Here is a 21,338-nt window from a genome sequence, read left to right as displayed (position 1 = left end):
ATTTACCTTCACAGCGTTCAAATTAAATATAGTTAATGAAGATTCTCTACACTTTTTGTGCTGTAATTATCATGTTCAGCATTTCGGGAAAAGCCCAGGAAAACAATTTGATTGCCGAAGGCGCCGAACTAAAACTGGTGGCCGATGGTTATGAGTTTACTGAAGGGCCTGCTGCCGATGCCCAGGGCAATGTTTATTTCACCGATCAACCTAACAACAAAATTTACAAATGGTCTGCAAATGACGGGCAGGTCTCGGTTTTCATGGAAGAATCGGGTAGAGCCAATGGTCTCTACTTTGATACTGAAGGCTTTCTTTATGCTGCAGCCGATAAATATTCGGAACTATGGCAAATAAGCCCCCACAAAGAAATAAAAGTGCTGCGGGATAATTTTAGAGGCCAAAGGTTAAACGGCCCCAACGACCTATGGGTTGCACCGGACGGAGGAATATTTTTAACCGATCCTTTTTACCAGCGGTCTTACTGGAGTCACAGCAAACAACCTATAAAAGAGCAACGGGTCTATTACATGACTCCCGATAAAAAGGGCTTTTTTATGGCTGCAGACAGTCTTGTAAAACCTAACGGAGTTATTGGAACGCCCGATGGTCAATCTCTTTACGTGGCCGATATTGAAGACAACAAGACCTGGAAATACAATATAGGAAAAGACGGAAAATTAGAAAACAAGACGCTCTTCACCGAAATGGGATCTGACGGTATGACCATAGACGAGCAGGGTAATATCTACCTCACTGGAGACGGCGTTACGATTTTTAACAGTGCCGGAGAAAAAATACTTCACATTCCCGTAAATAAAGAATGGACAGCCAATGTCACTTTTGGCGGAAAAGACAAAAGGACCCTGTTTATTACAGCAATGGATTCTCTTTTTAGCCTGGAGATGAAGGTAACCGGGCAATAGAATCATTAGGTAACTAATAAAAAAAACTCTTCAAAAATGACATTTTTGAAGAGTTTTTTTACTGTAATTCAATTTATTGAACAAAAACCTCGAGCAGCTCTACGCCTTCGGAAGTAATTTGCACCTCCTTAACTTCTGCCGGAACAAGTAAGGTTTGTCCCTGAACTATTTTTTCAGAATTTCCACTGACACTAATTTCAGCATCACCACTAACACACATGTAGATGACGAATGAATCCAGTTGCGCATAATCTTTTACAATCTCCCCTTTAACCGGAAGAAAATTGGTAGTAAAGTATTCACAGCTGGCTATATTGGTAGAATGATTTTCTTCTCTTTTATAGGTCCTTTTAAAATCATCTTTCTTCTCAAAGTCTATCGCATCAAGAGCAAGATCGGTGTGCAGTTCGCGAGAATTTCCTTCAGCATCTACCCTGTCCCAGTCATAGATCCGATAAGTAATATCTGATGTCTGCTGAATCTCTGCCAAAAGGACTCCGGCGCCTATGGCATGAACCTTCCCGGTATTGATAAAAAATGAATCGCCTTTTTGCACTTTTTCAAAGTTCAGCAATTCGGTGATCTTCCCGGTTTCGAGATGTTCCAGATATTCTTCTTTGGAAATGCTCTTTTTGAAGCCCACGTTGATCTCTGCGCCTTCATCGGCCTGCATGATGTACCACATTTCGGTTTTTCCGAAGGAATTGTGGCGCTTTTTAGCGATATTGTCATGCGGATGCAGTTGCACTGAAAGTTCGGTTTTAGCATCAATGAACTTGATTAAAAGCGGAAATTCTGCTCCAAACTTTTTAAAGTTCTTCAGGCCTAAAAGCCCTTCCTTATACTCCTCTAAAAGGGCATTTAGCGTTTGCCCTTTTAAAGCACCGTTTTGCACTACAGAAATATCACCTTTCACTCCCGAAATTTCCCAGCTCTCACCAAGATCTTCGCGATTGGAATCTTTGTTTAATATGTTAATTAACTTATTACCACCCCAGATCTTTTCTTTAAGGATGGGTTCGAATTTTATAGGGTAATTCAGCATTTATAGTTGGTTAGAAGTTGTAAAGATAAGAACGGAATAATTAAAGGTGAAATTTAATTCCAGATACTAATCTTTTCTTCCCTACCGGTACGATAACTCTCTATGATATTAATAGCTTCTTTTGCCAGTGAAACCGGATATTTACAGGTTTTATTCTGGCATACGTAGATCAAGGTCTCCCCTTCTACAAGCTTTTTTTCCAGGAGAGGTAAGTTTTCATTCTGGCCTCCCATAAATATAGAGGTTGGCAAATACTCCCTTTGCATACTAATATTTTTTTGCATGGCGTCATTACCTAGAATTGCAACTTCATAAGCACCAAAGGCCCGGGTGCCTACTAGTTTTGTCCAGTTAGCATAAAATGACGGATCTTCTACAACGAGATTGTACATTTGACCCAACATCTCCTCACTCATGGTTAAGTATTCCTGATTTTCCAGAAGCGTTCCTAAAGCAAATAGGTTATGAGCCATAACGGAATTTGATGAAGGCATCACGTTATCATCAAGTTCAAGTTTTCTCGCCACCAGATTCTTATCATCATCTGAGGTATAATAGAACATACTGCTTTCTTCATCTTTAAAATGCCTGATTGTATAAAGCATTAGTTTTTCTGCCTTTTTAAGCCACTTAATATCAAAAGTCACCTGGTAAAGGTTAATGTAAGCCCTGCTTAATAAAGCGTAATCATCAAGAAAAGCGTTTATCCCGCTTTCACCATCTATGTAGCTCCTGTGTAATCCTGAATCTGGCCTAAGCATTTTGTCATCTATGAATTCGGCACACTTAATGGCATTTTTGAGATATTTAGGTGTTCCAATGGCCAGATAAGCATCGAGATAAGCATCTACCATAAGGGCATTCCAGGAGGTGAGGGATTTATCGTCAACAGTAGGTTTATTTCTGCCTTGCCTCGATTTGAAAAGCTTTTTTTTCGCAGTAGCCAGTGTAGAGGTAAATTCATTATTTGATATTCCTTCTTCCCGGATGAATTCTTCAGGAGAAAACTGTCGAAAAAGAATATTATTCCCCTTTTCCCAATTTCCGTAAGGTTCGATATTATAAAATTTGGTTACCAGCTCAAGTTCAGAAGTATTTAAGACGTTTCTCAGTTCGTCAATGGTCCAGATGTAATACTTTCCTTCTTCCCCATCTGTATCTGCATTTAAAGAGGAGTAAAAGCCTCCCTGGCCATTTGACAACTCTCTTTCTACAAAGTCTATACTCTCCTCTATAATTGCTCTATATTCATTTGAAGGAATTACTTTATAAGCTTTGGAATAAAGACTAATCAATTGTGCGTTATCATAGAGCATTTTTTCAAAGTGCGGGATCAACCATGCCGGATCTGTAGTGTATCTTGAAAATCCGCCCCCAAGTTGGTCATAAATTCCTCCCCGGGCCATTTTATCAAGAGTGGTTTGTACCATTTGCAATACTTCTTCATCTTGAGTAAGATAATAATGCTGCAAAAGAGCATCCCAGTTTACAGGCAATGGAAATTTCTGTTCTCCCTGATAGCCGCCATCTTCTGTATCAAATCTTGGCTTCCAGCTTTTCAATAAAGTGAGATAATCGGCTTCAGAAATTTCATTTTTTTGAGTTCCTAGATCGGTTAAGCTGTTGGTGTTTTTAATCCCTTCAGTTAAGGCATTAGCAGTTTCTACTAATGATTGTTTATCTTCCTTGTAAACTTTCGTGATTTGAGTTAGTACATTTTTCCATTCTTCAGGCGGGAAGTATGTTCCCGCAAAAAAAGGTTTTCCATTAGGAAGTGCCACTGCGTTTAAAGGCCATCCACCACTACCATTTAAAAGTTGGGCAGCATTCATGTAGATCTTATCAATATCTGGCCGTTCCTCTCTGTCGATCTTAATGGAAATAAAGTCACGATTCATAATCGCTGCGACGCTGGAATCCATGAAACTTTCTCTTTCCATTACATGACACCAGTGACAGCTGGCATAACCCACACTTATAATAATAGGTTTATCTTCGGCTTTGGCTTTTTCAATAGCTTCACTTTCCCATTCGTACCAGTCAACAGGATTGTCTGCATGGCCTCTCAGGTAAGGGCTACTAGCCCCTGCGAGACGGTTCTCTTTAACCTCCTCTTTTTTTGGTTCGTTCTTACAGCCCGTGGAGAAGATAATCGTGCAAAATAGGACGGTTAACAGCGGAATTCTGGATTTTTTTAGGAATATCATTGATATGTAAAAGATTGAATAATATAAATATATGGCGTTCTTATTAACTTTAAATGAATATTTGGCAGATAGACAACTACAAACATGAATATCCTTAAATAAAAAAACCCCTTCAAAGTATTTTGAAAGGGTTTTTCATTTAAAAAAGGCTAATTAGAATCCCGGATTTTGATCTTCCTGAGTTATGTTTTCATTAGACGAAATTTCATCATTAGGTATTGGCCAAAGCTCATTCTTACCTGCCTGGAAACCATATTGTCCAAGATAATCTGCAGCAAGCCCCCATCTTACGAGGTCTGGAAAACGCACCTGTTCCCCTGCCAATTCTACCATTCTTTCCTGAACAATAGCATCAAAAACTTCTTCTTTGGAAAGGCCATCTGGTAATGGATCTAACTCTGCACGCTCCCTTACTTCGTTAATATAATCTATAGCTTCTGATTGATTTCCTAATTCATTTTCGGCTTCAGCCATCATTAATAGAACATCGGCATATCTTATAACCTTGAAGTTAATTCCGGAAGCCTGATCTTCATTTACATCTTTGTAATAATTCTGATATTTTCTCCAGGCTGCCGTACGTTCAAGAGGTATATAAATCTCGCCCTCAGGAACCGGTTCTGGTATCGGCCCGGTCCGAATAATACTTTCACCTGCCCAGGTATCTCCATCGGTGTAGAATGTTTCCTCAAACCTAATATCCCCATCTTCATATGCATCAAGAAGAGCTGGGGAAGGATAGGCGTTGAACCAGTCATTAAACCCATACTCCTGTCCACGGAAGGTAACCTCATTTGCATCTTCCCCAGAGGAGTTAGAATTCCAGACTGCAGAATTTCCTAAATCGTCATCAAATTGGACCTCAAAAATAGATTCAGGTCCAAATTCATCCTCTTCCCTGAAATTAGCAAAGTAATCTTCTTCGAGAGAATACTCACCGTAAATATTTTCAAAAGCATTTAAAGCTTCCTGATATTCTTCCTGATATAGGTGAGCCTTCCCTAAAAGGGCATAAGCAGCACCACTTGTAGCTCTACCCTTCTCTGCGACCTCTTTGCTAAGAAGCGATTTGCTGGCATCAGTAAGATCTGCTTCAATTAATGCGTAAACATCTTCTTTTGGAGAACGAGGAAAACCCTCACCACCTTCAGGAACCGTAGTAATTAGTGGAATATCCCCAAAACGGGTTACCAACATGAAATAATATAAAGCTCTCATGTATTTTGCTTCTCCAATGAATTTCGCTTTTTTCTCTTCGCTTAAAAGCGAAGATGGAATTTCATTGATCCTTTCTTCATTCCCAATCACAAAATTGGCTTTGTTTATCCCGCGGTAACATGAATCCCAGTACCAAGCGATTGGAGGATGGCTTGCATCAAAAGACCATTCAAGATAAACTCTTTTATCTGCTTCCAGTTGAGGATTCCCCAAAGCTTCGCGAGACATAAGATCCATCGCGAAGAAATAAGTCCGCGTGTATAACCCTATGGTTTGCAAATTTGCATATACAGCATTTACTGCCGACTGCACCTGAGCTTCTGTCCTGAAATAGGTTTCAGGGGAAAGTCCACTTGGGTTTGTTAATTCAAGATCTTCTTCGTCACATCCATTTATAGCGAATACGGTGATAAAGACTGTTAAAAATATTTTTATTCTTTTCATAATTGCTCTTTTTTAAAATCCTAATTGAACACCAAAAGTTATTGAAGTTGGCTGGGGATATAATCCTCTGTCAATACCAATAGCCCCGGTTCCCTGGAACAATACATTATCAACACCTATTTCGGGATCCAACCCAGAATAATCAGTTAAGGTGATCAGGTTTTGCCCACTCACATAAATTCTAAGATTAGCCACCGAATCACCAAACACATCTTCATCAAAAGTATACCCAATATTTATGTTTTTAAGCCTGGTGTAAGATCCATCCTCTATAAAACGGTCTGAAGCATAGAGGTTTTGAGGAGCACCCAAAGCACGAGGTATCGTATTTGAGGTTCCTGGCCCGGTCCATCTATCCAGGACAGCTACGCCACTGTTGAAAAGTCTTGGCATACCTTCAAGGTCATATATATTGGTATTATAGATATCCTGTCCATAAGCTCCCTGAATAAATATAGAGGCATCAAAATTCTTATACTGGGCACTTAAATTAAGCCCCATAGTAAGCGTTGGATAAGGATTACCTATTACGGTTTTATCGTCAGCCGTGATATTACCATCTCCGTTGATGTCCACAAAACGGATATCTCCTGGTTGTATAGCGGTTTGCTCTGGATTCGCTGTAAATACTGCATCAACTTCGGCCTGGTTCTGATAGATACCATCAGTCTTTAAACCATAAAAATGAAATAAAGCTTCTCCCGGGGCAATCCTGGTGAGATATTCGTTTTCAAAAAATCCTCCTGGAACTTCAGGTAGGTTTCCTATTGAAAGCACCTCATTTTTGCTGGTTCCCATGTTTACATTAGCAGACCAGGTAAAATCCCCTTCATAATCATTATATCCAAGATCGGCTTCAAAACCCTTGGTTTCCACAGAACCAACATTTGAGGCTATAGTAGGAACATTATAGCCTAAACTAAGCGGCAATGGTAATTCATAAAGAAGATCATCACTACGGTTACTATAATATTCCAGGGATGCGGTAAAAGTATTATTACAGATACCAATGTCTACCCCTATATTCTTCATAGTTACCTCCTCCCACTTCAAATCTTGATTTCCAAGACCTTCAGCTGTAGTACCCTCAACGGCTGCAGTTGCAATTGGGTAAAGAAAACTTGTAACCAGGGATGTAGAATAACGATAGTTCCCAATAAGGTCATTACCCGTCGTTCCCCAACTTCCGCGAATTTTCAGGTTGTTGATGTTTGAACCTTCCATGAAACTCTCCTTGGCCACATTCCATCCTGCAGCAACAGACCAGAAATCACCCCAACGATTATTGGCGCCAAAGCGTGACGAAGCATCTCTACGGAAAGATCCCGCAAGTAAATATCTTTGATCATAATTATAATTCACACGACCTAAATATCCAATCCTCCTATATTCGAAAGACTCTGAAGACAATCCTGCCTGGTTTAATGATAACTCCTCTACCTCATCGGTAATATTATTCTGGCTGCTTGCATCCAGACTCTCACCATCAATTCTTTGATCTTCTGCTAAAACCAGAATTTCAAAATTGTGCAAATCGGCAACTTCGAACTTATAGTTTAAACTATTGGTAAGGGTTAAGGATTGATTGGTACCACTGTTTTTAGTGATTTGCGCATAATTAATTGCACCAGTTGATCCATCGCTGTCATCATCAAAAGAAGGAATAAAAATGTTATTATTATACTTATAATAATCTAAACCTGCCTGACTTTTAAAAACAAGCCCGTCAATTATTTCATATTCCGCGAAAAGGCTACCTAAAAGAGTAATTCCTTTATTTGCAGCATTTCCTAAAGTTTGCACCCGAACCGGGTTTGCAGCATCCTGACCATCTATTACAGTGTTGGGACCTTGAAAACCACCCCTGTTGTCCTCATTATAAACCGTTAAATAAGGTGCCGATTTTATAGCGTGTTCCAAAACAGATCTTCCGCCATCTGATCTTTCAGGATTTTGAACAGTAATGGCTGTATTTAATGTTTGTCCCAAACGCAATTTCCCAAAAGTAAAATTACTATTAGATCTAAAATTAAACCGCTCGTATTCAGTTTCAATAAGAGCTCCTTCCTGATTCAGATAGCCACCCGAAAACCTGTAATTACTGTTCTCATTACCTCCAGAAAGACCAAGTGTTATACTTTTAAGAATTCCAGTTCTAAAAATTTCATCCTGCCAGTCCGTTTCATTATCAAGAAAATCTGAATATTGTGGATCTGTAATACGCGGTGGAACAGTTTCTGATATTTCTCGGGCGTATTGTATGTATTGATCTGTATTTAGCAGATCGTACCTATTTGAAAGAAACTGCACTCCAGAATAAACATCAAGACTTAGCTGTGCTTTTTCAGAAGCTCTTCCCGATTTGGTCGTTACCAAAACCACACCATTTGCACCTCTGGAACCATAAACAGCAGTAGTTGAGGCATCTTTTAGAACCTGTATGTTTTGAATGTCATTGGGGTTAAGACTACCCAATCCACCTGCTATAACACCATCTATTACATATAGCGGATCATTATTGTTAGGGGTAGCAAGCCCCCTAATCCTTACTGCAGGAGAATTCCCGGGAGCACCAGAGTTTATAACGGTTACACCTGAAGCCCTACCCTGCAAGGCCTGCTCTGCAGTTGCTACCGGCAGACTGTTTATCTCTTCTGTATCTATACTGGAAATAGCTCCAGTGACCTCAGCTCTTGACTGTGTACCGTAACCAACTATGATTACATCATCCAATGCCTGTGCATCAGAAACCATGTTAACATTGATAACCGATCGGTCGTTTATGGCTACTCTTTGAGTTTCAAACCCAACATAGCTAAAAATCAGCCTGGCATCTGGACCCGGATCCTCATCTAATTCAAGTGTGTAATTTCCGTCAAAATCTGTAACTGTTCCCGTGGTCGTTCCCTCAAGAACCACATTTACCCCGGGAAGAGGGCCGGTTGCATCAGTAACTGTTCCCGAAATGGTCTCCTGGGCAGACATGAATCCAAAGCAGAGAAAGCATATCAAAAACAGACTACTTCTTAAGCGATTTCCTATCATTTTAATTGGTTATAAGTTAGTTATGGATAAATGTATTAAAAACATTTCCAATTCGCAATCGATTTCGAGTAAACTTTAACAAAAAAATAAGTTTTTTTTTGTTAACTCTCTCTTAAAACATGGGTGAAACAACTAAAGGCTTCCAAAAGGAATATTAATTATTTACTGATATGAATTGTAAAACATCATCATTTTTAACAGCAATAACCATATCTCTGTTATCAACTTTCATCTTCAATATATCTTTCACATCACCTGGAATAAACAACCCGCTTTCTGAAGCAGTAGCTTCTTTAAAACCACCTTTTCCATCTCCTTTTAAAAACAATCCATAGCCAGCGTCATTCCTTGTGGTTTCAACTTCAGACCAAAATAGGTTCCCCGCCACTAAGGCATCCAGGTTTCCATCATTATTGTAGTCTTCGATAAGAATTTGGTTTATTGAAGAAATTTGAGCTCCGGAAGGTAGTTTATGGATCATAAATTTCCCATCTCTGTTCTCAAGATAGACACTTGCAAAAGATTTCACCTGGTAATGAAGGGAGTTATCCAATTCCTCTTTAGTGTAGACGTCCTCCAGGGTTGCAGTTGAAAAAGATTGATAATCGGGGAACTTACTTTTAATTCCGGGAATTTGCTGAGAAGAACATTCCCGGCCTCTCAACGGGAACTTCTTACCATCATTATAATAACTAAGAACAATATCCTGCCTGTTGTTGGCATCAAAATCTTTGAAGTATATATCAAAAGTTTCCTCTTCATTAGCTTTGTATTTATAGTTCTTGCCAAGATTACCCGCCATAAAATCAAGGTCTCCGTCATTATCAAAATCTCCCGATTTGATACTCCACCACCAGCCGGCAGTATCTGCTAAGCCCAAATCTTCAGTAACCTCTGTAAAGCCTTTTTCTGAATTTTTAAAAACCCGAATGGGCATCCATTCTCCCACTATAACTATATCCTGCCATCCATCCTTATCAATATCCACTACTTCTGCACTCGTTGCCATTCCTAAAGATTGAAATTCAGGAGCAATATTCTTTGTGATGTCCCGAAATTTCGCTTCTCCATTTTCACCTATATTTTTCAGGATGTAAGATTTTGCAGGCAAAGGATAATTCCCCGGAACCAGGCGACCCAGCACCAGCAAGTCCTTTTTTCCATCCTTATCAAAATCGGCTTGATATACTCTGGAGCCGCTGGTCAACATTTCAGGTAATGCCGTTTCATCTCTTTGAAAGTTACCTTTACCATCATTTATATATAGCCTGTCCTGCAGAAATTCTGAATCGGGTTTAAACTCATTTCCACCACTTACCACATAAATATCGTTGTGTCCATCTTCATTAGCATCAAAAATCAATGCCCCCAGGTCTTCATATTTTTTATCGTTTTTAAAGGCCGCGCTTTCTTGCTTTACAAATCCGGTGGCAGTCTGGAAGTACAATCCTGCTTCATAAGTGGAAGCAGCTCCAACAAACAAATCCTCCAATCCATCTCCATTTAGATCCCCGACTGCTGCACCCGGACCAAACGTAGAGGTACGGTGAGGCAGAAGGACCTCCTTTGTGAAGTCGTTATACTCATTCTCAATATGTTTGTGGTTTGGAAAAGATAGAGTATCTCTTATGGTAGTAAAAAGAAACTCTTTGTCTGGAAAGTCTTCTTCTAATAATTCTGTAGCATTGTTATAGTTTATCTTAAGTCGCTGATTGGCCTTAACATCATTCAAAATTTCAGCCTTTCCGTCTGGCCATACGATCTTAATTTGATCTACAACATCGGCTTTTGCCAATCCGAAGTGTAATTGAGGCGCAACAGAGGACTGAAAGCCTCTTGTTAAAGTAAGCTCCTGCATTTGCTCCATTCCATTTGCAGTTACATAAGCACGGGTACCTAAACCAAAAGCGTTCCCCCTATCACCTTCAAATTCTATTTGTACATAATTATTGTGTTTTGAACTGCTGTTCTCAAAAAGAGAAGCTTTATCATCAATATTATTAGTGACAATTTCCAGGTCCCCATCATTGTCCAGATCTGCATACACTACTCCATTAGACCATCCTTCATATTCAATTCCCCATTTTTTGTTGGCTATTTCAAATGACAGATCTCCATGATTCTGGAACATGAAATTATCTATTTTTTCAGAAGGGATATTCAGGCTCTTTTCCAGTTGATCTTCTACTACCCTGGTATCGGCAAGATTGTTAAAATAGTCGTTGTTATTGATCTCTCTTCTTGTACCATTACTTACAAAAAGATCTTTGTGACCATCATTATTAAAGTCTGCAAAGAGAGGCCCCCAACTCCAATCTGTAGAAGAAGATCCTGTGATGCGGGATAGATCGGCAAAAAATGGATTATCGTCTTCAAATACTCCGGTATTGGTTTGCAAAACATTTTGCATGTATTGATAATGAAAACCGGCATCAACTGTGCTCCAGAACAAATCTGGGTTCATACTTGCCATATTGGCCTTCTTTCGCCGGTTGTCTTTTGCCGACATATCTACTTGATAGATATCCAGGTTCCCATCATTATTATAATCGGCAATGTCCACTCCCATTCCAAAAAAAGAAGTGTGAGAAGTGGCCTTTTTGACAACCTCCCTAAAGGTGCCGTCACCGTTGTTCATGTACAGGAAATCGGGAGAACTAAAATCGTTGGAGACATAAATATCTGGCCAGCTGTCATTATTAAGATCGGCCACAGTAGCCGATAATGTAAGTCCAAAACTACGAACTCCTGCATCGTCTGTGACATCTGTGAATTTGCCTCCGTCGTTGCGCAACAAGTGATCTGTTTCCAGGTCACTTACATTCTTCATCTTATACTCGTAAATGAAATTTGGGGAATCGAACCGGGTAGGAGGATAATTGGCGATATAAGCATCAAGATCACCATCTTTATCATAATCAAAAAAGGTAGTTTGTATGCTATTTCCCGGATCATCCAATCCATATTCTTGGGCTTTTTCCGCAAAAGTTCCGTCGCCGTTATTAATAAAAAGCTGATTGTTTTTGGGTTCAAACTTGCCTCCAACAGAAAGATAAATATCCAGGTAGCCATCGCCGTTCACATCGGCCATTGTAACTCCGGTATACCATCTGCTATCTCCTGCCACGCCGGCAGCTTCAGTAATATCTTCAAATTCAAGATTGCCTTTATTTAAGTAAAGCTTATTGGGCACCTGGTTTCCTGTAAAATAAAGGTCCTGTAAGCCATCATTATTAATATCGCCTGCAGCCACACCTCCCCCCATATAGATATAGGAATAGCTAAAGTAATTGAGGGAATCATTTTCGGTTAGGTTATTACTGAAATCAATGGAAGAACTTTCCGAAGATACAGTCCGGAAAATCTTAGTTTCAGAAGGTTCGGAGGCGGCAACCTCCTTATCTTTTTTACAACTACTAAAAACTAATAAAGTAGCAACTACGGAAAGTCTAAAAAAAATCTTCATTGAAAATACTATTTTTGGAAGGTGTGATTAACATTAATTAACATGCAATGTAGAAAATTCTTGTTTTTTTTCAATATAAATTACATTTTCATAAAATAATCGGGTATAAGTAGTGTTTTCACCAGTTTATACAGCTTCTCTAAACCTCCTGTCTTACACAATGGCTGAAGCAGCTACTCAAAAACAGCTTTTACTCCTCCTAATTAACACTAAACTCTTTTTCTGCCCAAAAATGCTACAGTTCAAATTGTATCCTATATTTGTTTGAAGCAACTGTAAAGTTTTGTTTAATAATAATTTAAACTGCATATTTTTAAAGGTGTAAAATACACATTTTATAACATGAAGTACTTAAAAGGCTTTTTTTTCTTCTCTTTTTTATGTCTTCTCTCGTGTGAAGAAAAGCAGACAATGCCTGAAATCATTCAGAGAACGGCTGAAGAACAATTTTACATTCCAGAAAACATTTACGCCTCTTCTATACGCATTGCTTATTTTGACAGTCTCTCCAGAATAGCTCCAAAAGGCCAAAAAGAAAGATTTAATCTCAAAAAGGCAGATGCATTATTATATGCAGGCCGCACGGTAGAAGCCATAAAGATTCTGGAGGATTTATGGGCAAAAAGCAATAGAAGCGCCTTGCGGTATGAACTGGATGCACATGAAGAAGAAAAAATTGGTCCACTACTGGCTGTTGCCTATATGCGCCTGGGAGAGCAACAAAACTGCATTCATCATCACAAAGCTTCAGCATCCTGTATCATCCCAATTGATCCTGAAGGATATCACCAGGCACCAGAAGGCTCAAGAAAGGCTATTGCTCTTTATGAGAAATTTTTAAGTCAGGATTATCATGATTATAGCAGTCGGTGGCTTTTAAACATCGCTTATATGACCCTCGGAGAATACCCTGAAGGTGTTCCTGAAAAATGGCTGATCCCGGAAAGTGTGTTTGAATCTGAATATCCATTGAAGAAATTTGAAGACATCGCTCCAAAACTTGGACTAAATGTAAATGATCTTTCGGGTGGAAGTATAGTAGATGACTTTAATAATGACAACCTGCTGGATGTGCTTGTTTCCAGCTGGTTCCCCTCAGGGAAGCTTAATTTTTTCATCAATGATGGAAAAGGTGGTTTTATTGAGAAAACTTCAGCTGCAGGTTTAGAGGAAGTCCAGGGCGGATTGAACATGTTGCAAACCGACTATAACAACGATGGATTTATAGATGTATTGGTTTTACGTGGTGCCTGGATGGAAAAATTGGGCAAACACCCAAATTCCCTGCTTAGGAACAACGGGGATAATACATTTACAGATGTAACCATAGAAGCAGGCCTGCTTTCTTTTCATCCTACCCAAACCGCCACCTGGGCCGATTTTGACAATGATGGATGGATAGATCTGTTTATTGGAAATGAGTCGGGTAAGGATAACTTTCACCCTTCAGAATTTTACAGGAATAACGGGGACGGCACCTTTTCAAATCAAACCGCCAGCGCAGGATTGAGCGTAAGTAATGAACAAGAATCATACTTTGTGAAGGGAGTAACCAGTGCAGATTTCAACAATGACGGGTGGATGGATATTTACATTTCCACCCTTCATTCTTCAAGAAATTTGTTGTTTATAAACAAAGGAATAGACAAAAAGGGTAATTTAAAATTTAAGGAAGAAGGGGCTCAAAGGGGATTGGAGGAAAAAATCTCCAGTTTTCCTACCTGGTCTTTTGATTATAATAATGATGGCTGGGTAGACCTATTTGTGGCCGGGTATAGAAGAAGTAACTTCTACAACATAGTTCCCGATATTGTTAGCGATTACCTCAAAGAACCTAATAGAGCAGAAACTATGCGGCTTTATCAAAACAATAACGGCTCTTTTACCAATGTTACTTCGGAAGTTGGCCTGAATAAAATAGGCTATGCCATGGGCGCCAATTATGGGGATCTGGACAACGATGGTTACCCGGACATCTATTTGAGTACCGGGGAAGTTAGTTTTGAATCTATAATCCCAAACCGGGTTTTCCGAAATGATTCCGGAGAAAAATTTCAGGATGTCACTACTGCAGGAGGCCTGGGTCATGTGCAAAAAGGACATGCCGTTTCCTTTTCAGATATCGATAACGATGGGGACCAGGATATTCAGGTGGTCCTGGGAGGAGCCTATGAAGGGGATAACTTTTTCAATTCGGTTTATTTAAATCCTTATCAGGATGAGAACAACTGGATCACCTTAAAACTGGAAGGAACAAAGGCCAACAGGGCAGCAATTGGCAGTAAAATAGAAGTGACTGTTATTGAAGATGGCAGCTCCCGCACAATTTTTCATACGATAGGTTCCGGAGGTAGTTTTGGAGCCTCTACATTGAGAGCACAAATTGGACTTGGAAAAGCTTCGGAAATAAAAGAGGTGAAAATTAAATGGGCAGGCAGTGGCACTACCCAGGTATTTACAAATCTTAAACTCAATTCTTTTTATAGAATAACTGAAGGAAATTCTGAAGCACAAGAACTGCATCTAAAACCTATAGTGCTTTAAAAGAAAGATCTTTAGCATATATACAAAAAAATACCCGTCAAAAATGGCATTTTTGACGGGTATTTTTCTTCTTCAAGAAATTCCCAGTACGCCCCGGGCTATTCCTCAAAATTCGTTTATCTTATTATTCTTTGCCAAGCATAAAAGAAGCCTTTAAAGTTTCAACAGAATTCCCACCGACAAATACTTCAAATTCTCCCGGTTCCACCACATATTCTCCCTCATTGTTAAAGAATCCTAATTCAGCTTCGGTGAGGGTGAAATTCACAGTTCTTTTTTCGCCTTTTTTAAGCTCTACCAATTCAAAACCTTTCAGCTCTCTAACAGGCCTAACTGTGCTTCCGTAGAGGTCTCTAATGTACAGCTGCACTACTTCTTTCCCGTCATAATTTCCAGTATTGGCAACATCAACAGAGACCTGCACCTCCCCGCCCATTTCAAACTGCTCTTTGTTGAGCTTGAGGTTATCATATTTAAAAGTAGTATAGCTTAAGCCGTATCCAAACGGATAGAGCGGCGTATTCTCAACATCCATATAATGCGACCACCATACCATGTCTGCTCCCGGATTGGGATCTTCAGGTCTGCCGGTATTTTGATGATTGTAGTAAATTGGCGTCTGACCAATATTTCGAGGGAAGGTCATTGGTAACTTCCCGCTGGGGTTGTAGTCCCCGTAAAGCACCTGTGCAACGGCATTTCCTGTTTGGGTACCTAATTGCCAGGCCTCCACTATTGCAGGAATGTTCTTTGCGGCCCAGTCTATAGCAAGCGGTCTACCGTTGTTTAAAACTAAAACTACATTTTTATTGGCTGCAAAAACCTCTTCCAGAAGTTCCTGTTGTACGCCCGGAAAGTCAAGATTTGTACGGCTTCTGCCTTCCCCACTTTGGAATCCATGTTCCCCAAGAACCATCACTACTACATCGGCATTCCTTGCGGCTTTAACAGCTGCCGGGAAGCCACTTTTATCTGTAGTATTGAATCTCACTTCAGTTAAAAAAGACTCTGCTCCCACTACCAATTGTGCTCCCTGTTCAAAAGTCAATTTATTCCCCTTATACTGCTGCATACCTTCAAGAACAGATATGGCAGTATTATCATCTGAAGCTATTCTCCAGCTCCCAAGCGGACTGTTCTTATCGTCGGCAAGATCTCCGATCAAAGCAATTTTTTGTCCATTTTTCTTCAGCGGAAGTAGATTCCCTTCATTCTTGAGAAGGACGATCGATTTTTTTGCCATGTCCAGAACAGCTTCATGGTGGGAGGAACTACCCACAACTTCTTTTTCCCGCTGCGCATCAAGATACCTGTATGGATCATCCATTAACCCCAGCTCATATTTTACCCGAAGAATTCTTCTTACAGCATCATCTACAAGAGATTCGTCCAGTTTTCCTTCATTCACCAGGCCTACAATCTCATTCACATATGAATATGCCTCCATATCCATGTCTACCCCTGCTTCCACGGCTTTTTTAGCAGCCATTTTTTCGTCTTTCACAAAACCGTGAACCACCATTTCTTCAATAGAAGCATAATCTGAGATCACAAAACCATCAAAGCCCCATTTCCCTTTGAGGATGTCTCTTAAAATAAATTCATTCCCAGTCACCGGGATCTCGTCCAGAGTATTAAAACCCGTCATAAAGGTTCTCACTCCCGCTTCTTCGGCAGCTTTAAAAGGTGGCAGGATCATATTGTATAAAGTTGACATCCCAATATCTGCTTTATTGTATTCTCTTCCCGCTTCAGCAAATCCATAACCTGCAAAATGTTTTGCCGTGGCAGCAACAGTAAGCGGATTAGAAAGATCATCCCCCTGGAAACCTTTTACTCTTGCAGCGGCGATCTTACTCCCCAGGTACGGGTCTTCTCCCCCACCTTCCATCACACGACCCCAACGGGCATCTCTGGAGACATCTACCATTGGTGCAAAAGTCCAGTTGATCCCTGAAGCAGCAGCTTCGGCAGCACCAACCTCAGCCGATCTTCTTATAGCCTCCATATCCCAACTGGCAGCTTCGGCCAGAGGAATAGGGCTTAATGTTTTATATCCGTGGATAACATCGAAACCAATAATTAGCGGAATTCCCAGTCTGGATTCATTAACCACGATCTCCTGAACAGCCCTTACCTGGTCTACACCACGCACGGTCAACATTGAACCAACCCGGCCATTTCTTAAATGCTCATATTTTAAAGCTGCATCCCCGTCTTTTGGCGCAGGCCCGGTAACTTCCCAAAACCCGTTGTACTGATTCATTTGCCCGGCTTTTTCCTCCAGGGTCATGATACTTAGCAAAGAGTCGATTTTCGCTTCTATACTATCGTTGGGTTGTGAATTGAGATTCATATTACGATCTTGTTTTATGGAAAACCCTGTAAGTATCAATACTGATACAAGTAGCAGGGCAGTGGATGTCATTTTTCTCATGTTAAAAAAGTTTTTTTAGTTTAAATTTTTGAGAATCAGGAAGAAGTACAAGTAACCAATCATTACCTCTACCAGAAGTTGGTGGTTTAAAAATACCATTTTTAAAACTCTTCCCGGCTAAAATTTCTTCAGTTATCCCCTGGCGCGGATTAAACCAATATGCATTTGATCCCAGAAAATTTAATTCCTGAAGATCTACCTCTATAGACCGACCTTCCGGCGAATAGAACAACGCAAAGTCTGGTGCCTGTGAGGCCAGGATGTAACCTTCATCTTGAGGATTGGAACCTGAAATAAGTTCGGGTGCCGGAACCATATTCTGCCATTCCAAAGAGGAAAATAGTTCCCGCAGATATTTCATTTGTTGTGCACCCGGAAGATTCAGGGCTGTTTTCCAGCCAAGCCTGGCCTCTAAAGATGGTATTTTGCCCTGATCGTACATTTGCCAGATATCGATACTACCATAAGTATAACCTGCCGCACCTCCTAAAAGGCTCCAATATGCAGAGACCCTCACATCTGTCTCATCCAGCCGGCCGAAATCTTTGTTTTCCCAAAACCGGTCCGGGATATCCTCATATCTGGCTTCTCCATTGATAACAGGTCTCTTGATATTTTTGTTCCTGCTTCTTTCAGAATATTGATATTCTTTAGCAGTGCTGGAATGCCCACTTTGATACATATCTATATTCAGCCAACTCTCATCTACAAAGTCTGAAGCCAGTTTTGCTCCCGAAGGATGATAGCTTATCAGGTGATTCTTATCCTCTTCTGAAATGCCCTGGGCAAGTGCCCGGATGATCTCAAAGTGTACATTCTTTTCAGGGATCCTGTCTCCTCCCAGGATCCATATAATGTTTGGATAGTCTTTATATCTCTTACCCAACAATCTACCATATTCCCTGGCATTTTGAGGTGTGAAAATTTCCGGACCCACACCCCATCTTTTATTGAACTTGTCTCCCCAGGCAGGTAAAAGCCCCACGTAAAGACCATGTTTTTCTGCCTCTGATATTACAAAATCCAGATATTTAAAATATGCTTCATTTAGCCGGGTAGGATCCTTATCTATTAAGGGTTTATCGCCATTGGCATTGGGAGTATTAAGTCCGTCCATTTCTGCTAAGATCACCGATTGTATGACAGTGAACCCTTTTACCTCCCGGTTTTCTAAATATTTTTTCACCTCCTCACGATCGAGACGATGAACCAGCTCCCAGGCAGTATCTCCCAGCCATAAAAAAGGATCTCCTCCTGCAGTCTCAATATAAGACCTGTCTTCACTTAGCTTCAGGAAAGGCAGCTGTTGTGCAGTTAATTGCAAACCTAAAAACAAAACAGGTAAAAGTGACAGTAAGCTACTTTTACTGTATTTAAAAGGTATTGAAATGACACTGCAGGTTATCATCTTTTACTCTATTTAGAGCGTCTAATCTTGAACAGCTTCTGGATTAATCATTTTATTGTAATCTCTGATCAATTTGAGAGTAGATTCATCCTGTGCAAAAACCGTATTTAATCCTTGTGGTTCTTGTGGCGGATCTCCACTGAAATCGTCTCCCACTTCCCATTTTCCACGTTTCTGGTCAGTTTTGGCAAATCCCCCAAAGCCCCAGAAATTTGCTCCTGCAAATTGCCCCTTCTCATTATGGCTTTCCTTCAGCTTTAAAAATAAGGCTTCATAAAATTCATTCCTATTCTCTACAGAGGCAGTTAAAGCCAAACTTTCTTTTTCTCTAGGAAAGCCAAATTCTGAAAGAACAATAGGCTTATTCAACATTTGAGCTACTTCTACATGCTCACTAATATAATTGTAAGCATTATCAATAGAAACTTTTAAACTTCCTTTTTCATTTTCAATATCATACCAGCCCCAATTCTTTGGCCACATATGAGCAGTTAAATAATCTATCTTTGGGTTGGAATGCAAAGATTCATACTCATTGAGGTCCTGAAGATAACTGGCTTTCCCCTCGGCTCCTGTAGAGATAAGAGTATTTGGATCCAGATTATCCAGAAGGTCAACCACTTCCTTTAACCAGATTCTAAATGGCTGCCTGTCCTCTTCAGTAAAAATTCGAGGCTCATTAGCTACCTGCCATGACATAATGGTAGTATCATCTGTATATTTTAAGCCGGTGTACTGATTTGTTCTACCCACAATAAATTTCACGTGATCTATAAAAGCTTCCCTACAAGGGGTACAGGTGTGAAATTGTTGGGTGTACTGAAAATAATCTTCCCAGGAATATTTATCAAGGAATGGGTTGGCAACTTCTCCATATCCATTCCATTCAAGATAGGCTGACATTCCGCCTGACCATATCCAGTTATTGTTTAAATAAAGTACAGCATACATTTCTCTCTTTGCCATTTCGGCTAAAAGGAAGTCAAGACCATCGAGCAGATCCTGATTATACTCCCCCTGCTGGGGCTGCAATGCAGGCTTAACTTGAAAATCCTGAGTACCACCTTCTGCCCCTACAAGAATCCTCAAGTTATCAATACCCTGGCTTTTCATAAGATCAAGCTCTTTGATGAGCCTTTCTCTATCTCCAATATTTCGGGCTCCTATTAATGGTCCATACCAGTAATTGGCACCTATAAAATAGTAAGGTTCACTGCCTTTGTAAAAGATCCCATCTTTAACACTAATTGGAGCAGGTCTTTTTTCTACATTTTTCACACTGCTGCAGGATATGAGAATAACTGAAGCCAGTGCTAACAAAAATATTTTTTTCATCTTAATCTATTAGAGTTTAATTGGGTAGTTTATACATATCTGGCATCTCATGAAGTAAGAGAGGTTCCTCTTTTTGAACGAATTCGAGAAAGTCTTCTTCACCTTCAAGTCCCGGAACCGGTACAGTATAAAGATTTTCAGAATTCTGCCAGAACATCATGAAGCCTATCTGAATATCATTATTTGTGAGTACTTCATATAAATTTTCAGAATAAAAATTTGCAGGTAAGGTGTTATTCGGAATGAATAGTCCGGTTTCAGTCATGGCTGCAATTTTGACTTTATCTTTTGCAAGCTCTGAAATCATTTTCAGTTTTGCATTTGCAGCTGAAAGTTTTGATGCATCCCCGGGAACAAAATCGCCGTAATTATCCATTCCCAGTATATCCACGTATTCATCTCCCGGATATCTTTGCAAGTAAGTAGTGGCTGTTGAGTAAGAATTATCGGGTGCATAGGCGTACAGAATGTTGTGTACATTAAGTTCATCTTTCAAGTAATCTACGGTGAACTGCCAAAGGGTTTTAAACTCCTGAGCGGTAGAATAAGGAGCTCCCCACCAAAACCATCCTCCGTCAAATTCGTGGAAAGGCCTAAAAATTATAGGTATTAGTTTCCCGTCACTCCCCTTAAGATTTTTAACTACTTCAGCAATCTTCTGAAGTTTTTCTTTGTAGGGTTCATGATTAGCTCCACCAGGCAGTATGCTCTTAAAAGCATTAGCCTTTTGAAAGTCGGTCATTTCATCGGTATAAAAATGGTCTCCTTCATAAGGCTCACGTAAATGCCAGGTAAAATGGTTGACCATTCCTTTGTTGTAAGCATCTACAGCATCTGCTATAATTTGTTGCTCTTGTTGATAGAACCAGTTATCTGGTTCCCCATTATTATTTTTATCTGTTATAAACATAAAATCTGACCCCAATAAACCAGGATCACTGCCTGTGAGTTTTTTGATATCAGAATCTCCTGCATTATTCCCGTAGAAGGCATTAAACGCATCCTGTTGTCCTACTATAAAATTAGACCGTGAAAGATTTTTTAAACGGTAAAAGAGGGCGACAGTCTCTTCAGTAGCCGAGGCATCAACCATATAGGTTTTTGTATCTTCAGGCTGCAGAACAAAATCCTTCTCTTCAGGTGGATCAACGGGGTCTACAGGATCTACCGGGATGGGGTCAGGATTTTGAATTGGATCTTCATCTTTGCTGCAACTCGCGAAAATCAAAGACATGAACATGTACAAAAGAACTCTCTTCATAG

At 40.0% G+C, this 21,338-nt stretch carries 11 protein-coding genes; 2 read left to right on the top strand and 9 right to left on the bottom strand.

Annotation, left to right across the window (positions count from 1 at the left end; all coding sequences use genetic code 11):
• Window positions 1-35: 35 nt before the first annotated feature.
• Window positions 36-926, top strand: coding sequence for an SMP-30/gluconolactonase/LRE family protein (locus VS868_RS11290; RefSeq protein WP_345597547.1), 891 nt, complete (start codon window positions 36-38; stop codon window positions 924-926).
• 73 nt (window positions 927-999) lie between these two features.
• On the opposite strand, the gene VS868_RS11285 is transcribed toward VS868_RS11290, so the two are convergent.
• From VS868_RS11285 to VS868_RS11265, 5 genes are all read right to left on the bottom strand, one after another.
• Complete coding sequence (locus VS868_RS11285; RefSeq protein ID WP_266067771.1) at window positions 1,000-1,971, bottom strand: type I phosphomannose isomerase catalytic subunit; 972 nt, start codon at window positions 1,969-1,971, stop codon at window positions 1,000-1,002.
• 53 nt (window positions 1,972-2,024) lie between these two features.
• Complete coding sequence (locus tag VS868_RS11280) at window positions 2,025-4,178, bottom strand: thioredoxin domain-containing protein (protein WP_345597543.1); 2,154 nt, start codon at window positions 4,176-4,178, stop codon at window positions 2,025-2,027.
• Between the two features lie 153 nt (window positions 4,179-4,331).
• Window positions 4,332-5,840 (bottom strand): RagB/SusD family nutrient uptake outer membrane protein, encoded by a 1,509-nt coding sequence (locus VS868_RS11275; RefSeq protein ID WP_345597541.1) that lies wholly within the window; start codon window positions 5,838-5,840, stop codon window positions 4,332-4,334.
• A gap of 12 nt (window positions 5,841-5,852) precedes the next feature.
• On the bottom strand, window positions 5,853-8,825 hold the full coding sequence (locus VS868_RS11270; protein ID WP_345597539.1) for a TonB-dependent receptor: 2,973 nt from the start codon (window positions 8,823-8,825) through the stop codon (window positions 5,853-5,855).
• 214 nt (window positions 8,826-9,039) lie between these two features.
• Complete coding sequence (locus VS868_RS11265) at window positions 9,040-12,351, bottom strand: FG-GAP-like repeat-containing protein (protein ID WP_345597537.1); 3,312 nt, start codon at window positions 12,349-12,351, stop codon at window positions 9,040-9,042.
• 411 nt (window positions 12,352-12,762) lie between these two features.
• Here VS868_RS11265 and VS868_RS11260 point away from each other — a divergent pair, with 411 nt between their 5' ends.
• Window positions 12,763-14,895, top strand: coding sequence for a CRTAC1 family protein (locus tag VS868_RS11260; RefSeq protein ID WP_345597535.1), 2,133 nt, complete (start codon window positions 12,763-12,765; stop codon window positions 14,893-14,895).
• Window positions 14,896-15,019: 124 nt separating this feature from the next.
• On the opposite strand, the gene bglX is transcribed toward VS868_RS11260, so the two are convergent.
• From bglX to VS868_RS11240, 4 genes are read right to left on the bottom strand one after another with little or no spacing between them, the layout of a single operon-like run.
• On the bottom strand, window positions 15,020-17,323 hold the full coding sequence (gene bglX, locus VS868_RS11255) for a beta-glucosidase BglX (protein ID WP_345599831.1): 2,304 nt from the start codon (window positions 17,321-17,323) through the stop codon (window positions 15,020-15,022).
• Window positions 17,324-17,333: 10 nt separating this feature from the next.
• Complete coding sequence (locus VS868_RS11250) at window positions 17,334-18,740, bottom strand: glycoside hydrolase family 140 protein (RefSeq protein WP_345597534.1); 1,407 nt, start codon at window positions 18,738-18,740, stop codon at window positions 17,334-17,336.
• Window positions 18,741-18,761: 21 nt separating this feature from the next.
• On the bottom strand, window positions 18,762-20,075 hold the full coding sequence (locus tag VS868_RS11245; protein ID WP_345597533.1) for a beta-mannanase: 1,314 nt from the start codon (window positions 20,073-20,075) through the stop codon (window positions 18,762-18,764).
• 16 nt (window positions 20,076-20,091) lie between these two features.
• Window positions 20,092-21,336 carry a glycosyl hydrolase gene (locus VS868_RS11240; protein WP_345597531.1) on the bottom strand — a complete coding sequence of 415 codons (1,245 nt, stop codon included), beginning with the start codon at window positions 21,334-21,336 and terminating at the stop codon, window positions 20,092-20,094.
• Window positions 21,337-21,338 lie beyond the last annotated feature (2 nt).

The organism is Salinimicrobium sp. 3283s, assembly GCF_039602225.1.
Lineage (GTDB): Bacteria > Bacteroidota > Bacteroidia > Flavobacteriales > Flavobacteriaceae > Salinimicrobium > Salinimicrobium profundisediminis.
The sequence above is the reverse complement of the archived record's forward strand: the minus strand, read 5'-3'. Positions and strand labels throughout refer to the sequence as shown.